Below are 18,031 nucleotides of genomic sequence, written 5' to 3'. Positions count from 1 at the left end.
ATTTATATTAAGTTTTATTAATTTAAGGGGATTATTTTAATGCTAGAGATTTATTGCCAGCTTGAATACCATTTACAAATGTATTAATGTGATAGGTTCCAGCATCAATTTCGCCATTTACATTAACAAAAGAAATCATAGATAGCTGTTTGTTATTATATTCGGCAGTTAAAATATCACTACACCATATTTTTTTGTTGTTTTGCAAACTTACTTCTTTAAATGGGGTAATAACTTTTTTATTTGTATCCATCACTTGGATATAAACTTTTTTAGGACCAGGGGAGGCCACTTTGTTTTCTAGTAAATCGAATTCTATTTTAAATGCATTTACCTTATTAGATCTTGTTGTTGAGGTGAATTTTCCATTTCTTTTCTTTTTCATAGCCTCTGCCTTAATAGTAGAAATTTCAATAATTTCAGCAGTAGCTATTTTTCTTTTTAAGTCTTGCTTTTCTTTACTTAAAAAACGGTTTATGTTAGTAAGTTTAGTGTTTTGTTTTTCTTTTACGAACAAAGCTTCTTGTACACTATCGTTTTTTGTAATTAATTCGTTGTTAATTGTATTAAGATGATTTAATTGAGTGAAAAGCTTTTCGTTTTCCTCAATAAGTATTCCTGTTCTTTTTCTGTAGTATCTAATAAACTTATAGTCTACTTCCTTTAAGTTTTTAACAGAATCTCTAAGTTGAATTACTTTATGAATCTCATCTTTTAGTTTTAATGAGTATTCACTTTTTTTATAATTTGTTTCTTCATAATCTTCTATAATATTTGTTAACTCACCTTCTAACTCTTTTTTTTCTTGCTCAAAAACAGCTTTGAGCTCAGAGTAATCTCTGGCATTTTCGTAGGATAAAAATCCAATAACAAGTATTAGTAAAATTAAAAAGGCAATGAAGCCGTTGTTTTTTATTCTTGAGGCAGGCATCATTTTAGGGGTTATAATGAGGGTTATGCTCCGTGCTAATATACTATTTATTTTTTAACACATTTGTAAATAAAAGCAGGAGGGAAATTTAGAGGTTCAAAGCTTAAATCGATAGCGTTACCAAAAACTTCTTTTAGTTTTTTGTAGTAAGTCAAACTATATTGATATTGAATAAAAAGCCCTGTGGTAGTTAAAAAGTTATAGCTTTTTGTTAAAATAGAGTGCGATATTTCTTTAGGAATTATTGTTAATGGTAAACTAGAAACAATATAGTCTGCTTTTGAATATCCTAATTTTTCTATTTCAAACTTTATATTTTCAGCAGAAGCTTTTAAAACAACTAATTGTGGGTGTTTTATTTTTTTAAGCTCTTTGTAAAAAGCATTGTTTATTTCAAAACATATTAATATGGTATTAGGCTGAAGTTTTTTTAATATGTATTGTGTGATGGCTCCATTTCCAGGTCCTAGTTCTACAATAACTTCAGCAGTTTTAAAATCAATTTCTTTTAGCATTTTATTTGCCAAGTATCTAGAACTTGGAACAACTGTACCAGATGTTTTGTAGTTTTTTACGGCTTCTTTGAAAAAATTAAACTTTTTACTCAAAATATAACTTCTGTTGTTTTTTGTATCTTTCTGTTAAAAAAGGCTTGTAAAGATGCAATTTTTAAAAGAGATATTCTATTTATTTTACCCCAATTTATGTGTTAACTGTGAAAAGACGTTGTTACAAAATGAAACATTCGTATGCACTTTTTGTAAAAACGACTTACCAATTATAGACGATAATGAGCATACAAATGTTACATTAATGTCAAATTTTTATGGAAAAGTGCCAATACAAGCTGTACGTTCTTTTCTTTTTTACAGAAAGAAAGGAGTAACCCAAAAACTTATTCATCAGTTAAAATATAAAAACCAACCAGAAATAGGAATATTTATAGCAGACTGGTTTGGAGAAAAATTAAAGAAATCAAGTATTTTTGTAGATGTAGATTACATTATTCCTGTGCCACTACATTCAAAAAAGTTTAAAAAGAGAGGGTATAATCAAGTAACTATGTTTGGTGAACGATTGAGCGATATTTTGAATATTGAGTATAAATCAGATATTCTAATTAGAACTTCTAAAACTAAAACACAAACTCTAAAACAACGATTTGAACGGTTTTCTAATAACAAAACAAAGTTTAAACTTGTTGATACGACTTTTTTTGAAAATAAACACGTCTTGCTTATTGATGATGTTATTACTACAGGAGCAACATTGGAAGCTTGTGCAAACGAACTTTTAAAAACGCAAAATATAACTATAAGTGTAGCGACAATGGCTTATACACAAAAAGACTAATACAATTCCATCTTAATTTACTACTTTTGAAAATGGATTTTAAACCATTAATTTGTGAAAAATAAACACTTTATTTTAGTAACTCTTTTCGCTTTTTTAATAAGTAGTTGTGCACGTAAGGGACGACCAGAAGGAGGTCCAAAAGATGAAACTGCACCAATAATGGTTACTGCAAATCCTCCTTATGAAACTATTCATTTTGATGATGATAACATTCGTATTTATTTTGATGAATATATTGTTTTAAAAGACTTACAAAAACAGTTGGTAGTTTCTCCTCCAATGAAAAATCCACCATTAATTACACCTCAAGGAACACCAAGCAAGTATATAAATATTAAAATATTAGACACATTACAACCGAGCACTACTTATACCTTTAATTTTGGAAACGCAGTTCAAGACAATAATGAAAATAATAAGTTAGAGAGTTTTAAATATGTGTTTTCAACGGGAGACTATATTGATTCTTTAAAAATTAAAGGGACAGTAGCTGATGCTTTTGATAAAAAAGAGGTAAAAGAAATTAGTGTTTTACTATATAAACTAGATAGTACCTATAATGACACTATTATTTTTAAACAGAAACCAAACTATGTAACAAATACACTAGATTCTACAAATTTTGAGTTTAGTAATTTGCGAGAAGGAAAATATTTAATGTTAGCATTAAAAGAACCTTCAAACGATTATATTTTTAATAGTCGAACAGATAAAATTGGGTTTGTAGTAGATACAATTACGTTGCCTCAAGATACTTTAATAAGTAAGCCTATCCGTTTCTTTAAAGAAATTCAACCGTATGAGTTTAAAAGAGGAAAAGAAGTAACAAAAGGGAAAATTCAGTTTGGTTTTGAAGGTAAGCAGAAAAATATGAGTATTGAATTGCTGTCAGAGGTTCCACAAGATTTTAAGTCGTTTACTCAATTTGAAAAAGATAAAGACACGCTAAATTATTGGTATACGCCTTTAGAAAGAGATTCATTGAATTTTATAGTAAATAATGAGAATTTTAAAGATACTGTTACAGTGTTTTTAAGAAAAAAGAAAATTGATTCTTTATCTGTGTCATCTAGTGTAAGTGGAGACCTGAATTTAAAAGACACAATGTTTATCAAAACAAACAACCCAATTGTTTCTTATGATAAATCTAAATTCTCATTAATTGATAAAGATACTGTTGATGTACCTTTTGAATTGAAAAAACAATCAATTAATAAAATAGCAGTATTATTTGAAAAGAAACCCAAATACGGTTATATTTTTAAAGGGTTACCAGAAGGGATAACTGATATTTATGAAACTACAAACGATACATTAGATTATAAGTTTTCAACACGAACAGTAGAAGATTATGGAAGTATTGTATTAGATGTTAAAAACGAAACAGAATCTCCTGTTATTATTGAACTATTAAGTCAAGATAAGGTAGTAGAAAAAAGATATATTACATCGTCTAAAAAAATAGAATTTACTCTATTAGAACCTAAAGAATATAGTGTTAGAGCGATAGTTGATGAAAATAACAACCGTATGTGGGATACTGGTGATTTCTTATTAAGAAAACAGCCAGAGCAAATCATCTATTTAGAAACAATATTTAAGCTAAGGGCTAACTGGGTACAAAATGAAACATTTGTAATAAAGTAGATAATGTCATCTTGAAAGAATAAAGAAACCGAATACAGAAACTAATAGCTTCTCTATTCGGTTTTTTGTTACATTATACTTTATTGTTTTTACAACAATTCTTCACAATAAAACCCATGATGTTGTATTGCTTTTAAAACGTCATCAGCTTTAACCATTTGAGTCTCTACTCGAAGGATATTATCACAATCTTCTAAGTCAAAATTCCAGCGGTCATTTTTGGTAATCAAACGATTTAAAGTAGGTTGAACAATTTTAATTTCTTTGTTTCTTGTAACTGATGTTTTAAATACCAAAACTGTTTTCATTTTAGGTGCTTTTTTATTAACGTTCATAAAAATAAGGAGGCTCAATACCTAAAGCACGTAGATAAACATATCCCTGTCCGCGATGATGGATTTCATTATCAATAAAATAAAAAATTGATGACCAAACCGTACCTTCATATTGACCAAATATTTTAATGTTCTGCTGGAATTGTTCTGGTTTAATTTGTGCCCAATAGGTGTTTATTTCATCAGTAGCTTTATCCCAAAGTTCAAGAATTTTTGCTTTTTTGTTGCCGTGATCAACCTCTTCAATTAGTTCTTGTATTTCTCCAGTAGCAATTTCTTTAATACCTGGACCTGCTATACCTAAAAGTTCCATAACCATATCAGCAAAAGTACGCATGCCTCCTATAGAATAATTAAAGAAGGCTTCTTCAGGAAAAGCTTCAATAGTTCTTCGGGTTAAACCTCTGTGTCCTTGCCAATGTGCTAATAACTCAGATGGTGTAATTACTTGTTTTAATAATGTGCTTGTTGTTGATTCCATAATTGTAATTTTTATTATTTGAAACCAAAATTAATATGGGGTAGTGACAGCATTATGTCAGTAGGAAGAAATAAAATTTAAAAATATCTATTGACAAGCAGTTGTCACTTACCGTATGTTTATTTGTGTATCATAAGAAGTAGAGTTATTATGTTGAAGCAAAAATTTAAAAAATACTTCAGCCTGAAATCCTATCTTTGGGAAATATGTTATAGCATTATGAGTTTAGACACGGTAAAACGGTTTGATAGAATTGTAGCCATCCTTATTCAGTTACAATCCAAACGTATTGTAAAAGCACAAGAATTAGCTGATAGATTTCAAGTAAGTTTACGTACTATTTATCGTGATATACGAACACTTGAAGCTTCGGGAGTACCCATTATAAGTGAGGCAGGAGTTGGTTATTCTATTATGGAAGGATACCGTTTACCACCTGTTATGTTTACTAGAGAAGAAGTAGGAAGTTTTGTAGCAGCCGAAAAATTAATGCAAAAGTTTGTAGATAAATCGTTGGGAAATTACTACGAATCTGCCATGATGAAATTAAAATCAGTTTTACGTGGTCGTGAAAAAGATTGGATTTCTGCTTTAGAATCACAAATACTGGTTGACCCTACAAATAAATTATTCAATGATAGTTTACCAAATGCGCTTGAAACATTATTTGAAAGCATTGCTGAAAAAAGACAGGTATTTTTAAAATATCAAGCATTAAATCGAGAAACACCTTCTGAGCGTTTTGTGGAACCTGTAGGTATTTATCATGAGTCAGGATTTTGGTATGTATTAGCTTTTTGCCATTTAAGGAGTGATTACAGACAGTTTAGAACCGATAGAATGTTAGCTATTAAATCAACCCAAAATAGTTTTACTAGAGAACACATTACTTTAGATGAATACCGCAGCCAGTATGAAAATACACCAAAAACAAAAGTTGTTATTTCTGTTGATAAAAGTGTCGTACGGTATATAAGCAATAGTAAAATGCAACATGGTTTTGTCTCTGAAAAAATTAAAGGAAACCAGGTAGAAATGACATTTATGACTTCTTATGTTGAACACGGCTTTTCCAGATGGTACATTGTGTTTTCTGACTATGCTAAAATTATTGAACCTGAAAGTTTAAAACTTCAGGTAAAAGAGATTTTAGAGAAAGCAATTACTAAACTTTAATGTGCTTCTAACCAATTAACTCCTGTATCAATTTCAACATCTAATGGAACAGTCATTTTAAAGGCATTTTCCATTTCTTGTTTAATGATAGGTTTAATGATGTCTACTTCATCTTTATGTGCATCAAATACCAATTCATCATGTACTTGTAATAACATTTTCGATTTAAAGTTTTCTTGCTCAAATCGCTTGTAAATGTTAATCATGGCAAGTTTTATAATATCCGCAGCAGAACCCTGAATAGGTGCGTTTACGGCATTTCTTTCCGCAGCACCACGAACAATAGCGTTACGAGAATTAATGTCTTTTAAATAACGACGACGATGTAATACAGTTTCTACATATCCGTGCTCACGAGCAAAATCAACTTGTTTAGAAATGTAATTTCGTAGTTTCGGATAGGTTGCATAATAGGTGTCAATCAACTCTTTTGCTTCTTTACGAGACAAATCGGTTTGATTACTTAATCCGAAGGCAGAAACCCCATAAATAATTCCAAAGTTTACTGTTTTAGCATTACTACGTTGCTCACGAGTTACGTCTTCAATAGGAACGTTAAATACTTTTGCAGCAGTAGAAGCGTGAATATCTTCCCCATCTTTAAATGCCTTAATCATGGTTTCTTCTTCACTTAAAGCAGCAATAATTCGTAATTCTATCTGGCTATAATCTGCTGCTAACAACACATAATTTTCATCTCTTGGAATAAATGCTTTACGAACTTCCTGTCCGCGCTTAGTACGAATAGGAATGTTCTGCAAGTTCGGGTTGTTAGAACTTAAACGCCCAGTAGCAGCAACAGCTTGAGCATATACAGTGTGTACTCTTCCTGTTTTTGGATTGATTTCGTTAGGAAGTGCATCAACATAGGTACTTTGTAATTTTTTATACTGACGATATTTTAAAATATCAGCAACAATTTGGTGGTCTTTAGCTAAGTAAGAAAGCACATCTTCCGCAGTAGAATATTGCCCCGTTTTGGTTTTCTTAGGTTTGTCAACCAGTTTTAACTTGTCAAATAGAATAGGTCCTAATTGCTTTGGTGATGCAATATTAAATTCTTCACCAGCTTGTTCGTATATATTTTGTTCAAGTTGAGAAATATCTTTAGATAATGCTTCAGAAAGAGTTTTTAAGAAGTCGACATCTAAATTAATACCTTCAATTTCCATAGCTGTTAATACAGAAACTAACGGAGTTTCTACTTCGTTAAATAACTTGGTAACATTACCACTTTCTAGTTCTTTAGAAAAGTGCTCTTTTAATTGATAAGTAATATCAGCATCTTCAACAGCATATTCAGTTTGTTTAGGTAGTTCAACTTGTCGCATTGAAAGTTGATTTTTACCTTTTTTACCAATCAACTCTGTAATAGGTTGTGGTTGATAGTTTAAGTATGTTTCTGCAAGTACATCCATATTATGACGCATATCTGGATTGATAAGGTAATGCGCAATCATGGTGTCAAACAATTTACCTTGTACAGGCATGTTGTAGTTTGACAGTACTTTAATGTCGTATTTTAAATTATGACCAATTTTTTCGATGGTTTCGGCTTCAAAAAATGATCGGAACTCTTCTAGAATAGTCTTTGTTTCTTCTTGGTTTTCAGGAAAAGGGACATAATAGCCTTTGCCAGCCTCCCAAGAAAATGCAATTCCAACAAGCTCAACTTCTAAGGCTTTTAATCCTGTCGTTTCAGTATCAAAACAAACAGAGTTTTGTTGCATTAATTTCTCTAACAATAATTTTCTTGAAAGAGGCGTATCTACTAATTGATAGAAGTGATTAGTGTTTTCAATGGTTTTAAAGCCGTTGATATTTGTGTCTTTAGAAGCACTTCCACTACCAGGAGCAGCAAATAAATCAAACTGTCCAGCTGCACTAGCCTTTGTTGTTTTTGGTTTTTCAGTCGTGGTAGTACTTTCTTCAGTAGGAGCAAATGTTTTTAAGAAGTTTTCTGTTAAACGACGGAACTCTAGCTCCGTAAAAATTTCTTTGGTAGCTTCTATATTAGGTTGTTCAAAAACTAATTTATCCAACTCTAATTCAACAGGAACATCTAGCATAATAGTAGCTAGCTTTTTAGAAAGTAGACCTAATTCTTGATTAGCTTCTACCTTTTCTTTCATTTTTCCTTTTAGCTCATGTATATTTTCAAATAAGCCTTCCATACTTCCATAAGCAGCAATGAATTTTTTAGCTGTTTTTTCACCAACACCAGGTAAACCAGGAATATTATCAACAGCATCACCCATCATTCCTAAAAAGTCAATTACTTGCAAAGGGTTTTCAACACCAAACTTTGTTTTAACTTCTTCAATACCCCATTTTTCGTAACCATTTCCCATACGAGGCGGACGGTACATAAAAATATGTTCAGAAACTAGTTGAGCAAAATCTTTATCAGGTGTTACCATATAGGTGTAAAGCCCTTCTTTCTCGGCTTTTTTAGCAAGTGTTCCTATAATATCATCAGCTTCATACCCCTCTTTTACAATGGCAGGAATGTTCATGGCTTCTAATATTTTTTCAATATAAGGCACTGCTAAGCGAATGGCTTCAGGCGTTTCTTGTCGGTTTGCTTTGTAATCTTCAAAAGCTTCAACACGATCTACACTTCCGCCTCTGTCAAAACATACCGCTAGGTAATCAGGCTTTTCACGCTTTATTACATCTAGTAAAGAGTTAGTAAAACCCATAATTGCAGAAGTATCTAATCCTTTAGAGTTGATACGTGGATTTTTAATAAAGGCATAATATCCTCTAAAAATTAAAGCGTATGCGTCGAGTAAAAAAAGTCGTTTATGATCTGCCATGTTTTGTCTTAAGCCTATTGAAATAAAATGTTGATACCGATTTGTTTACAGAAAAAAGTAGAAAACTATAGTTTCTTTGAACTTTGGAGGTAAAGCTACAAAACTTTAACAAGATGTTAAAAATCAATTTTAAGAATCGCTGTATCTTTGTTTCTCCTTAAAAATGAAATAGATGTCTCGTTGGTTAGTAACAGTTATTATAATATCAGCAATAATTATTGTGTTTGAAGCATATGCTTTTCAGGCAATAAAAACACTTACTAAAAGTAAGATTATTCGTTATGGGTGGTTGTTTATTGGACTGCTAGCTTATGCAAACTTTTTTTATGTGATATTTACTTCTGATAGAAGTTCTGGTCAAACAAGAGAGTTTCAATGGGCAATGGGGATGCTTTTACTTGTTTTAATTCCTAAAGTGGTAGTTTTTATATTAATGTTTGGAGAAGATGTGGTGAGATGGATTCAAAAGGGAATTTCTTTTTTATCTAAAGGAGAAACTAAAGATTTGAATGGAAGAAGAGCTTTTATATCGAAAATAGCCTTAGGATTGGCAGCTTTACCATTTGCAAGTTTGTTGTATGGTATGGTTAGAGGAAAGTATAATTACAAGGTGTTAAAATATCAATTAAGTTTTAAAGATTTACCAGAAGCTTTTGATGGTTTTACCATATCTCATATAACTGATATTCACTCAGGAAGTTTTGATAATAAAGAAAAAATCCAATATGGAGTAGATTTAATTAACGAGCAGGAATCAGACATGATTTTGTTTACAGGTGATATCGTTAATAATTTTGCTCATGAAATGGATGATTGGGTGTCAATGTTTTCGGAACTAAAAGCACCTATGGGGAAATATTCCATTCTTGGAAATCATGATTACGGAGATTATTCTGATTGGAAAACACCAGAAGATAAAAAGGCAAATTTTCAAGCGGTAAAAGATATTCATCCAAAAATAGGGTTTGAGCTATTGTTGAATGAAAATAGGTATATAGAAAGAAATGGAGAGAGAATTGCTTTGGTTGGTGTAGAAAATTGGGGAAAAGGACGTTTTAGCAAAGCAGGAGACCTTAAAAAAGCATCAGAAGGGGTAAGTAAAGAAGATTTTAAAATTTTACTGTCTCATGATCCTAGTCATTGGGAACATAAGGTAAAGCAAGATGATTTTAATTATCATTTAACCTTGAGCGGTCATACCCATGGTTTACAGTTTGGTATTGAAATTCCTGGTTGGATTAAGTGGAGCCCTTCTAAATATGTATATAAGCAGTGGGCAGGATTGTATAAAGAGTTTGATAGATATATTAACGTAAATAGAGGTTTTGGGTATCATGCTTTCCCAGGTAGAGTAGGAATTTGGCCAGAAATTACTGTAATTGAGTTAAAAAAAGCTTGATTTTCAGTATTTTTAAGATTTTCATAATAATTACCTAACAAAAAATTAGTAATTTTAGGCTCTTTAGTGATTAAACGTATGCAAAAGATGACAAAGTTTGGTGAAATTATAAGCATTAACAAACCTGTGTTAATCGATTTTTATGCAGATTGGAGTGAACTAGAACCTAGTTTAGACACGCTTCGTGATGTAGCTGCTGCATTAGGTGATAAAGCCAAAGTAATTAAAATAGACATTAAAAAGAATGAAATTCTTGCCGATGCCCTACGAGTTAAGGGGAATCCTACTTTTATGATTTATAAAAACGGTGAGATGAAATGGCGTCAAACAGGAGAGCAAGATGCTAATACGTTAATAGGATTGGTTCAGCAGTTTGTTTAAGTTATTGCTTTAAAGTCATACCCTTTTTGCGAAAATTCTTTTAAAACTTTTGGAAGCGCATAATACAATTTGTCGCTAGCTTTTATACTATCGTGAAAAACGATGATACTTCCGTTTTGTACATTTTCAAGTACGTTTTGCAAACATTTTTCCTTTGTGACGCTCGAATCAAAATCTGCGGATAATACGTCCCACATAATAATTTTATAGCCACTAGCAAGAAGTTGTTTAGCTTGTTTTCTTTTTATTTTTCCATACGGAGGACGAAATAATTTTGTTTTTTGATTAGGTAATAAGCCTTCACATTTACTAGTATTTTCAATATAAGTCGTATAGCTACTTTTCCAGCCGTTTAAGTGATTAAAAGTATGGTTTCCTACCGAATGTCCTTCTTTAACAATTCTTGAGAAAACAACAGGGTGTTTTCGAATATTATCACCAATACAAAAAAAGGTAGCTTTTGCATTAAAATTATGTAGTTGGTCTAATACAAATTCAGTAACCTCAGGAATAGGTCCATCATCAAAAGTGAGATAGATTTCTTTCTTATTGGTAAAAAAAGACCACGTATACTTAGCAAATAAACGTTTAAGTATACGTGGTGTCTTTATAAAATATAACCTCATTAAATTAAGGTTTAATAGTATCGAGTTCTTGAGGTAACTCAGTTTCTTCTTCAGGCATTAAATGACTAAATAAGCGAGCGTGTGTTATATAATTTTCAAAAAACTTTTTACCGTATTCTTCGTCTTTGTCGTATCGAGTAATTTGTTGAACTAAGTTTTGATACATGTATAAACTAGTCTCTAAATTATCGATGATTAAATCAATATCCTGAGTATTAAATGTGCTGTAATATTTTAATTTTTGTTGAAAAATATCAGCTAAAGTTTCTGCAGTTTCTCTAGCTTTTTCAATATCACCTATGCGATAATATAACTCTGGATAACCTAAAGAGAAATTGTAATGATCAAAATCTTTAATAGGCATTTTGTGTAACGATAAATCTAATACATCTTTTGCGTTTACAGAATCTCCCTTCTGTAAAAACTCTTCTGATAGACGAATTAAGTTATTACGTAATGAAATTGCGTTACGCTTACTTTGCTCATCTAGGTAAATTTCTCCGTTATTGATTGTTTTCCAATCCCATTTTTTAACATTATCATACATTTTTTCAGGATCTATACGTCCCATATCAAAAATTGTACGCCCTTTATTAGATGTTTTAATAGGTACTAATTTGTACGCCATTCCATCTAATTGTAAGTAATCTTTTAACCAAATGTACTCTTCATCTGCATTTGCACCGCCAGTGAAGTAAATAGGTCGCTTCCAATCAAAATTGTTCAAGATATCTAACATTAAAAGCCTTGCTTTTGATAAGGCTCTATCATCAACAGTAATATCAATATAATCTACCATTTTATCAGCATCTTTTTGAGCCACTAATCCAGTTTTTAACGCGTTTTCTTTGTTAACAGGAATGCGAATTTTGTTAGTTGGGTAAAATTTTTCTTTAGCGCCATCACCAGCGTCTAAATAGGTAGCATCGTTATCACTGTCAATCCAACGCATAAAATCTTTTATAGTAAGTAAAGAATCTTTTAGCTGTGGAAGAGGGTAGTAATACGCCATATCTAAGGTTCCATACTTGTACTGATCGTGTGTTAACTGTGACGGAATAGGATCTGCATCGTAGGTTTTCTTTTTCATTTGGTCGATGTACCAATCTGTTTGAAAAAGACTTGTATTTACTATTTTAATATCTCTACGAACACCTTCTACTTGTTGCATATACCAAAGAGGGAAAGTATCATTGTCTCCAATAGTAAAGATGATTGCATTCGGATCGCAACTTTCTAAATATGTTTGTGCATTTAACTGTGCTAAATAACGGTCAGATCTATCATGATCGTCCCAGTTTTGGAAGCCCATTAAAATAGGAACAGCTAGCAATGAAACTACTGAAACAGCAATAGCAACTACCTTTTTACTAGCGTACTTTTTAAAATAATCATATAAGGCAAGTACTCCGAAACCAATCCAAATGGCAAATACATAAAAAGAACCTACTACCGCATAATCACGCTCACGAGGTTCAAAAGGTTTTGGATTGGTGTAAAATATAATTGCTAACCCAGTAAATAAAAAGAACAGTGTTAATACATAAAAATTCTTTTTATCCTTATTGAGTTGATATAATAAACCAATAAGACCTAAAATAAAAGGTAAAAAGAAGTAAGTATTACGTCCTTTATTATTTTTAATATCGTCTGGTAAGTTTTGTTGTGAGCCTAAGCGGGCTTCGTCAACAAAATTAATACCACTTAACCAATTTCCGTTTTCAACATCCAAATGTCCTTGAATATCATTTTGGCGACCTACAAAATTCCACATAAAATAACGCCCGTACATATATCCAAATTGAAAATCAACCATGAATTTTATGTTTTCTAAAAACGTTGGACGTCTTTTACTACGAGCAGGAATTCCAGCAATACTTTTGTATTGTTGCTCAGAAGCAGGATTTACCATACGAGGAATGAACCCTTTGTGTTTACTTGAATAATTTGGAAGTACGTTTTTGTATCTGTTTACAATAACGTACTTACCATCTATTTTTTCGTACTTAGGTTTGTCGTCTTTATAAGGATTATCAGCATCTTGTTCTCTATCATAAGCTACAGAATAGTAATTATCATAAAAAACATTAGAGTCACCGTATTGTTCACGGTTATAGTAAGCTAATAATTCACGTGCACTTGATGGATTATTTTCGTTGATAATAGTATCAGCATTTGCACGAATTGGTAACATTAACCAAGACGAGAATCCAATCATAATAAATAATACTGAAAGTACTAAAGTATTTGCCGTAACTAGGTTCTTTTTACGAGTGTATTTTAAACCGTAAAAGAACAAACCTATTAAAACAATTCCAGCAATGATGGTTCCTGAGTTATAAGGCAATCCTACTTGGTTGATAAAAAATAGTTCAGCAGCACTAAAGAATTTTAAAGTAAAAGGGAATAAAAACTTAAATACAAAAGCTAATACTAGTATTGCCACTAGGGTAGCAATTGCAGTTGTTTTTATGTTGATGTCTTTATATGTTTTGAAGAAATATACTAAAACGATTGATGGAATTACTAATAAAGAAAGTATATGAACCCCAAAAGATAGTCCAACTACAAAACTGATTAATACCAACCATTTATTTCCTCTAGGAGTATTTAACTCACTTTCCCAACGCAATCCTAACCAAAATAGTAACGCCATTAAGAAAGAAGACATGGCATACACTTCACCTTCAACAGCACTAAACCAAAAACTATCAGAAAAAGTATAGGCTAAAGCACCTACTAATCCACTTCCTAAAACAGCAATAGCTTCATTATTACCTAACTTTCCATTTTTAAAGGCCATTTTTCTGGCTAAATTGGTAATTGTCCAAAACATGAAAAGAATGGTAAAAGCACTTGCTAACCCAGACATAAAGTTGACCATTTTTGCTAACTGACTAGGATCACTAGTAAACATAGCGAAAAAAGCACCTAACATTTGAAATAAAGGAGCACCAGGAGGGTGTCCAACTTCTAAATTTACAGCAGTTGCAATATATTCTCCACAATCCCATGAACTCACTGTAGGCTCAAGAGTTAAGGTATAGGTAATTAACGCTACTGCAAACGAAACCCATCCTAAAATGATGTTCCACTTTTTATAGTTAAACTCAGTCATAGTTTTTTATCTAGATATAAAGTACGAATGTATTAATTACTAATGATTTTTTAGTTGAAAACAAAAATATAATTTTAACAGTTTCTCTAAAACAACCTCCTATATAAAGTTCTGTTAAATGAATTTTAAGGAGTAAAAAAGATGTAAACGAAAAAAAGTGTAAAAAATTTGCTAAAATAAAAGTTTGTTTTATATTTGCACCCGCAATAAGCAATTGGCCTATGGTGTAATGGTAACACACCGGTTTTTGGTACCGATATTCAAGGTTCGAGTCCTTGTAGGCCAACAAAATCCTTACGAACTTCGTGAGGATTTTTTTATAAAAAGTGTTTAATGATTTCTAAATATAAAACTTTGTTTTTATATTTGCACTGTAAACATTGGCCCATGGTGTAATGGTAACACACCGGTTTTTGGTACCGATATTCAAGGTTCGAGTCCTTGTGGGCCAACTAAAAAGTCTTAACTGAATAAGTTAAGGCTTTTTTTGTGTTAACAGTTAATCAAATTTATAATGAGTATAATTGAGGTTGTTATTAATAAATTAAGGATTGCTATATGGTAAGTATTGAAAAGGTAAAAAAATACTCAATTGAAGAACTTATAGAGTATATATATAATAATAAAATAAGTAAAGATACATTTATCAATGCTTATGATAAAAGTTCTTTAACTATAAAAGAAGCAGAAAGTCTGCTTTATAATATTGATGTTTCTTACAAAAGAATTAATGAATCTTTAGAATTTGAGTTGAAGCTTTTTTATGTACTAGTTCCTTTTGGTATTGTTAATGTATTTCTTGATTCTCATAATTCAGATATTAAAAGATTTGAAACATTTAAGTTTAAAAGAAAAATTAGGCAATATTACCTTTATTCTTCAGTAGGTAGTATTGCTTACATAATAAGTGGAATACTTATAGGAATATTCTCTTAACCAAAAAAGCAAATAAAATACCTCAATAAAAATTATTAAACGCTAATATAATTTTTATGTAACAAAACTTTAGTCATTTCGTCTTCATTTAAAACACTATTATTATGAAACGAATTGCAACCATCTTTTTCTGCTTTTTTGTGTTAAGCTCTTTTGCACAAAAAGAAAATTTTAAAACATTTTACCAATCTAATAAAGATAGAGCTGAAGTATCTTTAAATATCCCTAGTTTTTTTGCCAATATGTTCATCTCTGATGAAGACACCGATGAGTTTGGCGTTTTCTTGAAGAAATCTAAAAATTATAAAATCATGGTGTTCAATAACAACATGGCTTCAGTGCAAAAAGATTTTAAAAAGTTTGCAAGAAGAAATAATTTAAAAACTTTAGTAAGAGTAAAGGATGGTCAAGAAAGAGTTACAGTATATTTTAGAAAGACAAAAGATCGTATCAAAGAAATTATTGTAAATGTTCACGATAAAAGTGACGAAATGGTATTGTTAGGGATTAAAACAAACCTTACGATGGATGAACTATCGGCTATGGTTGAGGCTTCCACCAAGAATAATAGTGTTGCTGTTAACTAATATCGTTATGTGTAATTAAATATACTTCCTGAATGTAGTAGAAGGAATATAAATAATAAAGAATCCTATTAAAAACTCCGACTTTTAAAGTCGGAGTTTTTCAATTAATTAAGTAATGCTTTTAAACTTTCCACTACCTTTTTACTGTTCCCAATAAAAGTTTGGTTATCAACAATAAAAACAGGACGTTTTAAAAATGTGTATTCATTTAAAATATATTGCTTGTAATCAGCTTCCGCTAAATTCTGATTTTTCAAATCCATTTCACGATATAGTTTTGCGCGTTTGTTAAACAAGCTTTCGTAGCTATCTGTCAATTTGCGCATTTCTTCTAATTGAGTAACGGTAACCGGATTTGCCTTTATTTCTTGCTTTTCAAATCCGTCAAGATTTACTGCTTTTAAAATTCGTCGGCAAGTATCACAGGTTTGTAAAAAATAAACTTTCTTCATTTATATAAGTTTTGTTGTATTAGCTATAGATTAGTTTTAACCATTAAATAACAAATACTCATTATAGGTTTTCATGGCTAAATAGGTATCTTTGATGTAGCTAAAATAAGTAGAAAAATGAACAAACAGTTTGAAGTTTTAAAAAGATCAAGAGACTTAGTTCTAAAAAGAATAGAAGGATTATCATTAGAACAATTGCACATAACTCCTGAAGGATTTAATAATAACATTGCATGGAATGTAGCACATTTAGTAGTTACACAACAATTATTACATTACAAGTTATCAGGATTAAATTGTTTAGCACCAGATGAGTTAATTGAAGGTTATAGAAAAGGAACTTTTCCAACGAAAGATTTTACCGAGGAAGAATTTGAAGAGGTAAAAGAACTATTAATTGGTTTACCAGAAACCTTAGAAGAAGATTTTGAAGCAGGTATTTTTAAAGAATATCAAGAATATGAAACAAGCACAGGTTTTGTGATAGATTCTTTTGAAAGTGCTGTAGCTTTTAATAATTTACATGAGGGAATGCACTTAGGAATTATCATGAACCTGAGTAAATTAGTTTAGTTCTCTAATAATATAATGTTGCTTTAAAGTATGGCAATAATAAATGTTAACAGATGAAATTCAACACAAAAACTATACATGGGGGTCAACAACATGAAGAAGCTACAGGAGCAGTAATGCCTCCGATTTTTCAAACGTCAACCTATGCACAGTCAAGTCCAGGAGTGAATAAAGGATATGCTTATTCACGTTCAGCGAATCCTACACGTACCGCTTTAGAAAATGCATTTGCATCTCTTGAAAATGGAACACACGGATTTGCTTTTTCTTCTGGTTTATCGGCTATTGACTGTGTGCTTCGCACATTAAATCCAGGTGATGAGGTTATTGCAGGCGATGATATTTATGGGGGGACATATAGAATGTTTACAAACATGTTTGAAAAATATGGATTGAAGTTTCAGTATGTTGACATGAATGAAGTAGCCAATGTAGTTAATGCAATTTCAGAAAAAACAAAACTAATTTGGATAGAAACACCTACGAATCCGTTAATGAAAATTGCGGATATAGAGGAAATCACCAAAGCGGTGAAAAATAAAAAACCAGCTATTATAGTAGCGGTTGATAATACTTTTGCAACACCGTATTTACAGCGTCCGTTAGATTTGGGTGTAGATATCGTAATGCATTCAGCAACTAAGTATTTAGGAGGGCATTCTGATTTGGTGATGGGAGCTTTAATGACTAAAAATGCTGAGTTAGCAGAACAATTACACTTTATTCAGTTTGCTGCAGGTGCTATTGCAGGGCCTATGGATTCGTTTTTAGCACTTCGTGGAGTAAAAACCTTGCATTTACGTATGCAACGTCATTGTGAGAATGGAAAAACAGTAGCTAAATATTTATCAGAACATCCAAAAGTAGGAGAGGTATTTTATCCGGGATTAGAAAATCATCCAAATCATGAAATAGCCAAAAAGCAAATGGATGATTTTGGAGGCATGGTTTCTTTCCGTTTAAAAGATCAGAGTAAACAAGCAGCCTTATCTTTCTTAGAAAATACTAAAATTTTCACCTTGGCAGAATCATTGGGAGGAGTAGAGAGCTTGGTAAGTCACCCAGTAACGATGACGCATGCATCAATTCCTGAAGCTGATCGTTTAAAAATAGGAATTACCGACTCTTTAATCCGTTTAAGTGTTGGAGTAGAAGATATCGATGATTTACTAGGTGATTTAGAGCAGGCACTTTCTAAATAAAAAAGACAACCA

The 18,031-nt window shown here is 31.3% G+C and carries 17 protein-coding genes and 2 tRNA genes; 11 read left to right on the top strand and 8 right to left on the bottom strand.

Annotated elements, in window-relative coordinates; genetic code table 11:
- Positions 1 to 31: 31 nt before the first annotated feature.
- Together ACTPNM_RS00945 and ACTPNM_RS00940 are read right to left on the bottom strand one after the other, a co-directional pair.
- Positions 32 to 931, bottom strand: coding sequence for a hypothetical protein (locus tag ACTPNM_RS00945; protein ID WP_440120226.1), 900 nt, complete (start codon positions 929 to 931; stop codon positions 32 to 34).
- A 47-nt stretch (positions 932 to 978) separates the two neighbouring features.
- Positions 979 to 1,539, bottom strand: a complete 561-nt coding sequence (locus ACTPNM_RS00940; protein WP_440120225.1) for a class I SAM-dependent methyltransferase — start codon at positions 1,537 to 1,539, stop codon at positions 979 to 981.
- Positions 1,540 to 1,744: 205 nt separating this feature from the next.
- Here ACTPNM_RS00940 and ACTPNM_RS00935 point away from each other — a divergent pair, with 205 nt between their 5' ends.
- Both ACTPNM_RS00935 and ACTPNM_RS00930 read left to right on the top strand, forming a co-directional pair.
- Positions 1,745 to 2,284 carry a ComF family protein gene (locus tag ACTPNM_RS00935; RefSeq protein ID WP_440120224.1) on the top strand — a complete coding sequence of 180 codons (540 nt, stop codon included), beginning with the start codon at positions 1,745 to 1,747 and terminating at the stop codon, positions 2,282 to 2,284.
- A gap of 54 nt (positions 2,285 to 2,338) precedes the next feature.
- Complete coding sequence (locus ACTPNM_RS00930; RefSeq protein WP_440120223.1) at positions 2,339 to 3,934, top strand: Ig-like domain-containing protein; 1,596 nt, start codon at positions 2,339 to 2,341, stop codon at positions 3,932 to 3,934.
- Between the two features lie 89 nt (positions 3,935 to 4,023).
- Here the strand turns inward: ACTPNM_RS00930 and ACTPNM_RS00925 are convergent, their stop codons facing one another.
- Both ACTPNM_RS00925 and ACTPNM_RS00920 read right to left on the bottom strand, forming a co-directional pair.
- Positions 4,024 to 4,242, bottom strand: coding sequence for a hypothetical protein (locus ACTPNM_RS00925; protein WP_440120222.1), 219 nt, complete (start codon positions 4,240 to 4,242; stop codon positions 4,024 to 4,026).
- Positions 4,243 to 4,258: 16 nt separating this feature from the next.
- Positions 4,259 to 4,750: a DinB family protein gene (locus tag ACTPNM_RS00920; protein ID WP_440120221.1), complete on the bottom strand. Its 492-nt coding sequence runs from the start codon at positions 4,748 to 4,750 to the stop codon at positions 4,259 to 4,261.
- Between the two features lie 219 nt (positions 4,751 to 4,969).
- Here ACTPNM_RS00920 and ACTPNM_RS00915 point away from each other — a divergent pair, with 219 nt between their 5' ends.
- Positions 4,970 to 5,926 carry a helix-turn-helix transcriptional regulator gene (locus ACTPNM_RS00915; protein ID WP_440120220.1) on the top strand — a complete coding sequence of 319 codons (957 nt, stop codon included), beginning with the start codon at positions 4,970 to 4,972 and terminating at the stop codon, positions 5,924 to 5,926.
- Here ACTPNM_RS00915 and polA read toward each other — a convergent pair.
- Positions 5,923 to 8,745, bottom strand: a complete 2,823-nt coding sequence (gene polA, locus ACTPNM_RS00910) for a DNA polymerase I (protein WP_440120219.1) — start codon at positions 8,743 to 8,745, stop codon at positions 5,923 to 5,925. The two genes, ACTPNM_RS00915 and polA, sit on opposite strands and share 4 nt — an antisense overlap.
- Before the next feature lie 172 nt (positions 8,746 to 8,917).
- On the opposite strand from polA, the gene ACTPNM_RS00905 reads away from it, so the two are divergent.
- Positions 8,918 to 10,144, top strand: coding sequence for a metallophosphoesterase (locus ACTPNM_RS00905; RefSeq protein ID WP_440120218.1), 1,227 nt, complete (start codon positions 8,918 to 8,920; stop codon positions 10,142 to 10,144).
- An 87-nt stretch (positions 10,145 to 10,231) separates the two neighbouring features.
- Entirely contained in the window at positions 10,232 to 10,525 is a 294-nt protein-coding gene (locus ACTPNM_RS00900) for a thioredoxin family protein (protein ID WP_099215056.1), read from the top strand.
- Here ACTPNM_RS00900 and ACTPNM_RS00895 read toward each other — a convergent pair.
- On the bottom strand, positions 10,522 to 11,151 hold the full coding sequence (locus ACTPNM_RS00895; RefSeq protein WP_440120217.1) for a polysaccharide deacetylase family protein: 630 nt from the start codon (positions 11,149 to 11,151) through the stop codon (positions 10,522 to 10,524). The two genes, ACTPNM_RS00900 and ACTPNM_RS00895, sit on opposite strands and share 4 nt — an antisense overlap.
- A 4-nt stretch (positions 11,152 to 11,155) precedes the next feature.
- Positions 11,156 to 14,269, bottom strand: coding sequence for a DUF2723 domain-containing protein (locus ACTPNM_RS00890; RefSeq protein WP_440120216.1), 3,114 nt, complete (start codon positions 14,267 to 14,269; stop codon positions 11,156 to 11,158).
- Positions 14,270 to 14,484: 215 nt separating this feature from the next.
- Here ACTPNM_RS00890 and ACTPNM_RS00885 point away from each other — a divergent pair.
- The 4 genes from ACTPNM_RS00885 (at position 14,485) to ACTPNM_RS00870 (ending at position 15,792) form a co-directional block, all read left to right on the top strand.
- Positions 14,485 to 14,555: transfer RNA gene (locus ACTPNM_RS00885), tRNA-Gln, on the top strand.
- Between the two features lie 95 nt (positions 14,556 to 14,650).
- A tRNA-Gln gene (locus ACTPNM_RS00880) sits at positions 14,651 to 14,721 on the top strand.
- A 106-nt stretch (positions 14,722 to 14,827) separates the two neighbouring features.
- Positions 14,828 to 15,205, top strand: a complete 378-nt coding sequence (locus ACTPNM_RS00875; RefSeq protein ID WP_440120215.1) for a hypothetical protein — start codon at positions 14,828 to 14,830, stop codon at positions 15,203 to 15,205.
- Between the two features lie 104 nt (positions 15,206 to 15,309).
- The gene (locus ACTPNM_RS00870) at positions 15,310 to 15,792 is read left to right on the top strand and encodes a DUF4252 domain-containing protein (RefSeq protein WP_440120214.1); all 483 of its coding nucleotides are present in this window, start codon (positions 15,310 to 15,312) and stop codon (positions 15,790 to 15,792) included.
- Positions 15,793 to 15,896: 104 nt separating this feature from the next.
- On the opposite strand, the gene ACTPNM_RS00865 is transcribed toward ACTPNM_RS00870, so the two are convergent.
- Positions 15,897 to 16,244: an arsenate reductase family protein gene (locus tag ACTPNM_RS00865; protein WP_440120213.1), complete on the bottom strand. Its 348-nt coding sequence runs from the start codon at positions 16,242 to 16,244 to the stop codon at positions 15,897 to 15,899.
- Between the two features lie 117 nt (positions 16,245 to 16,361).
- On the opposite strand from ACTPNM_RS00865, the gene ACTPNM_RS00860 reads away from it, so the two are divergent.
- Positions 16,362 to 16,817: a DinB family protein gene (locus ACTPNM_RS00860; protein WP_274638726.1), complete on the top strand. Its 456-nt coding sequence runs from the start codon at positions 16,362 to 16,364 to the stop codon at positions 16,815 to 16,817.
- 53 nt (positions 16,818 to 16,870) lie between these two features.
- A complete protein-coding gene (locus tag ACTPNM_RS00855) occupies positions 16,871 to 18,019 on the top strand; it encodes a cystathionine gamma-synthase (protein WP_440120212.1) in 1,149 nt (382 codons plus the stop codon).
- The last annotated feature ends 12 nt before the right edge of the window (positions 18,020 to 18,031 follow it).

Source organism: Tenacibaculum sp. Ill (assembly GCF_051938915.1).
Taxonomy (GTDB): domain Bacteria; phylum Bacteroidota; class Bacteroidia; order Flavobacteriales; family Flavobacteriaceae; genus Polaribacter; species Polaribacter larymnensis.
Note: the sequence above shows the minus strand (reverse complement) of the source record. Positions and strands in the feature narration are given on the sequence as shown.

What these genes read in the sequence shown, in the direction of transcription:
- ACTPNM_RS00915 (WP_440120220.1), top strand. Translation starts at nt 4,970, where the DNA reads ATGAGTTTAGACACGGTAAAACGGTTTGATAGAATTGTAGCCATCCTT.
- ACTPNM_RS00865 (WP_440120213.1), bottom strand. Translation starts at nt 16,244, where the DNA reads ATGAAGAAAGTTTATTTTTTACAAACCTGTGATACTTGCCGACGAATT.
- ACTPNM_RS00935 (WP_440120224.1), top strand. Translation starts at nt 1,745, where the DNA reads ATGTCAAATTTTTATGGAAAAGTGCCAATACAAGCTGTACGTTCTTTT.
- ACTPNM_RS00900 (WP_099215056.1), top strand. Translation starts at nt 10,232, where the DNA reads ATGACAAAGTTTGGTGAAATTATAAGCATTAACAAACCTGTGTTAATC.
- ACTPNM_RS00895 (WP_440120217.1), bottom strand. Translation starts at nt 11,151, where the DNA reads ATGAGGTTATATTTTATAAAGACACCACGTATACTTAAACGTTTATTT.
- ACTPNM_RS00890 (WP_440120216.1), bottom strand. Translation starts at nt 14,269, where the DNA reads ATGACTGAGTTTAACTATAAAAAGTGGAACATCATTTTAGGATGGGTT.
- ACTPNM_RS00870 (WP_440120214.1), top strand. Translation starts at nt 15,310, where the DNA reads ATGAAACGAATTGCAACCATCTTTTTCTGCTTTTTTGTGTTAAGCTCT.
- polA (WP_440120219.1), bottom strand. Translation starts at nt 8,745, where the DNA reads ATGGCAGATCATAAACGACTTTTTTTACTCGACGCATACGCTTTAATT.
- ACTPNM_RS00945 (WP_440120226.1), bottom strand. Translation starts at nt 931, where the DNA reads ATGCCTGCCTCAAGAATAAAAAACAACGGCTTCATTGCCTTTTTAATT.
- ACTPNM_RS00875 (WP_440120215.1), top strand. Translation starts at nt 14,828, where the DNA reads ATGGTAAGTATTGAAAAGGTAAAAAAATACTCAATTGAAGAACTTATA.
- ACTPNM_RS00925 (WP_440120222.1), bottom strand. Translation starts at nt 4,242, where the DNA reads ATGAAAACAGTTTTGGTATTTAAAACATCAGTTACAAGAAACAAAGAA.
- ACTPNM_RS00905 (WP_440120218.1), top strand. Translation starts at nt 8,918, where the DNA reads ATGTCTCGTTGGTTAGTAACAGTTATTATAATATCAGCAATAATTATT.
- ACTPNM_RS00855 (WP_440120212.1), top strand. Translation starts at nt 16,871, where the DNA reads ATGAAATTCAACACAAAAACTATACATGGGGGTCAACAACATGAAGAA.
- ACTPNM_RS00920 (WP_440120221.1), bottom strand. Translation starts at nt 4,750, where the DNA reads ATGGAATCAACAACAAGCACATTATTAAAACAAGTAATTACACCATCT.
- ACTPNM_RS00860 (WP_274638726.1), top strand. Translation starts at nt 16,362, where the DNA reads ATGAACAAACAGTTTGAAGTTTTAAAAAGATCAAGAGACTTAGTTCTA.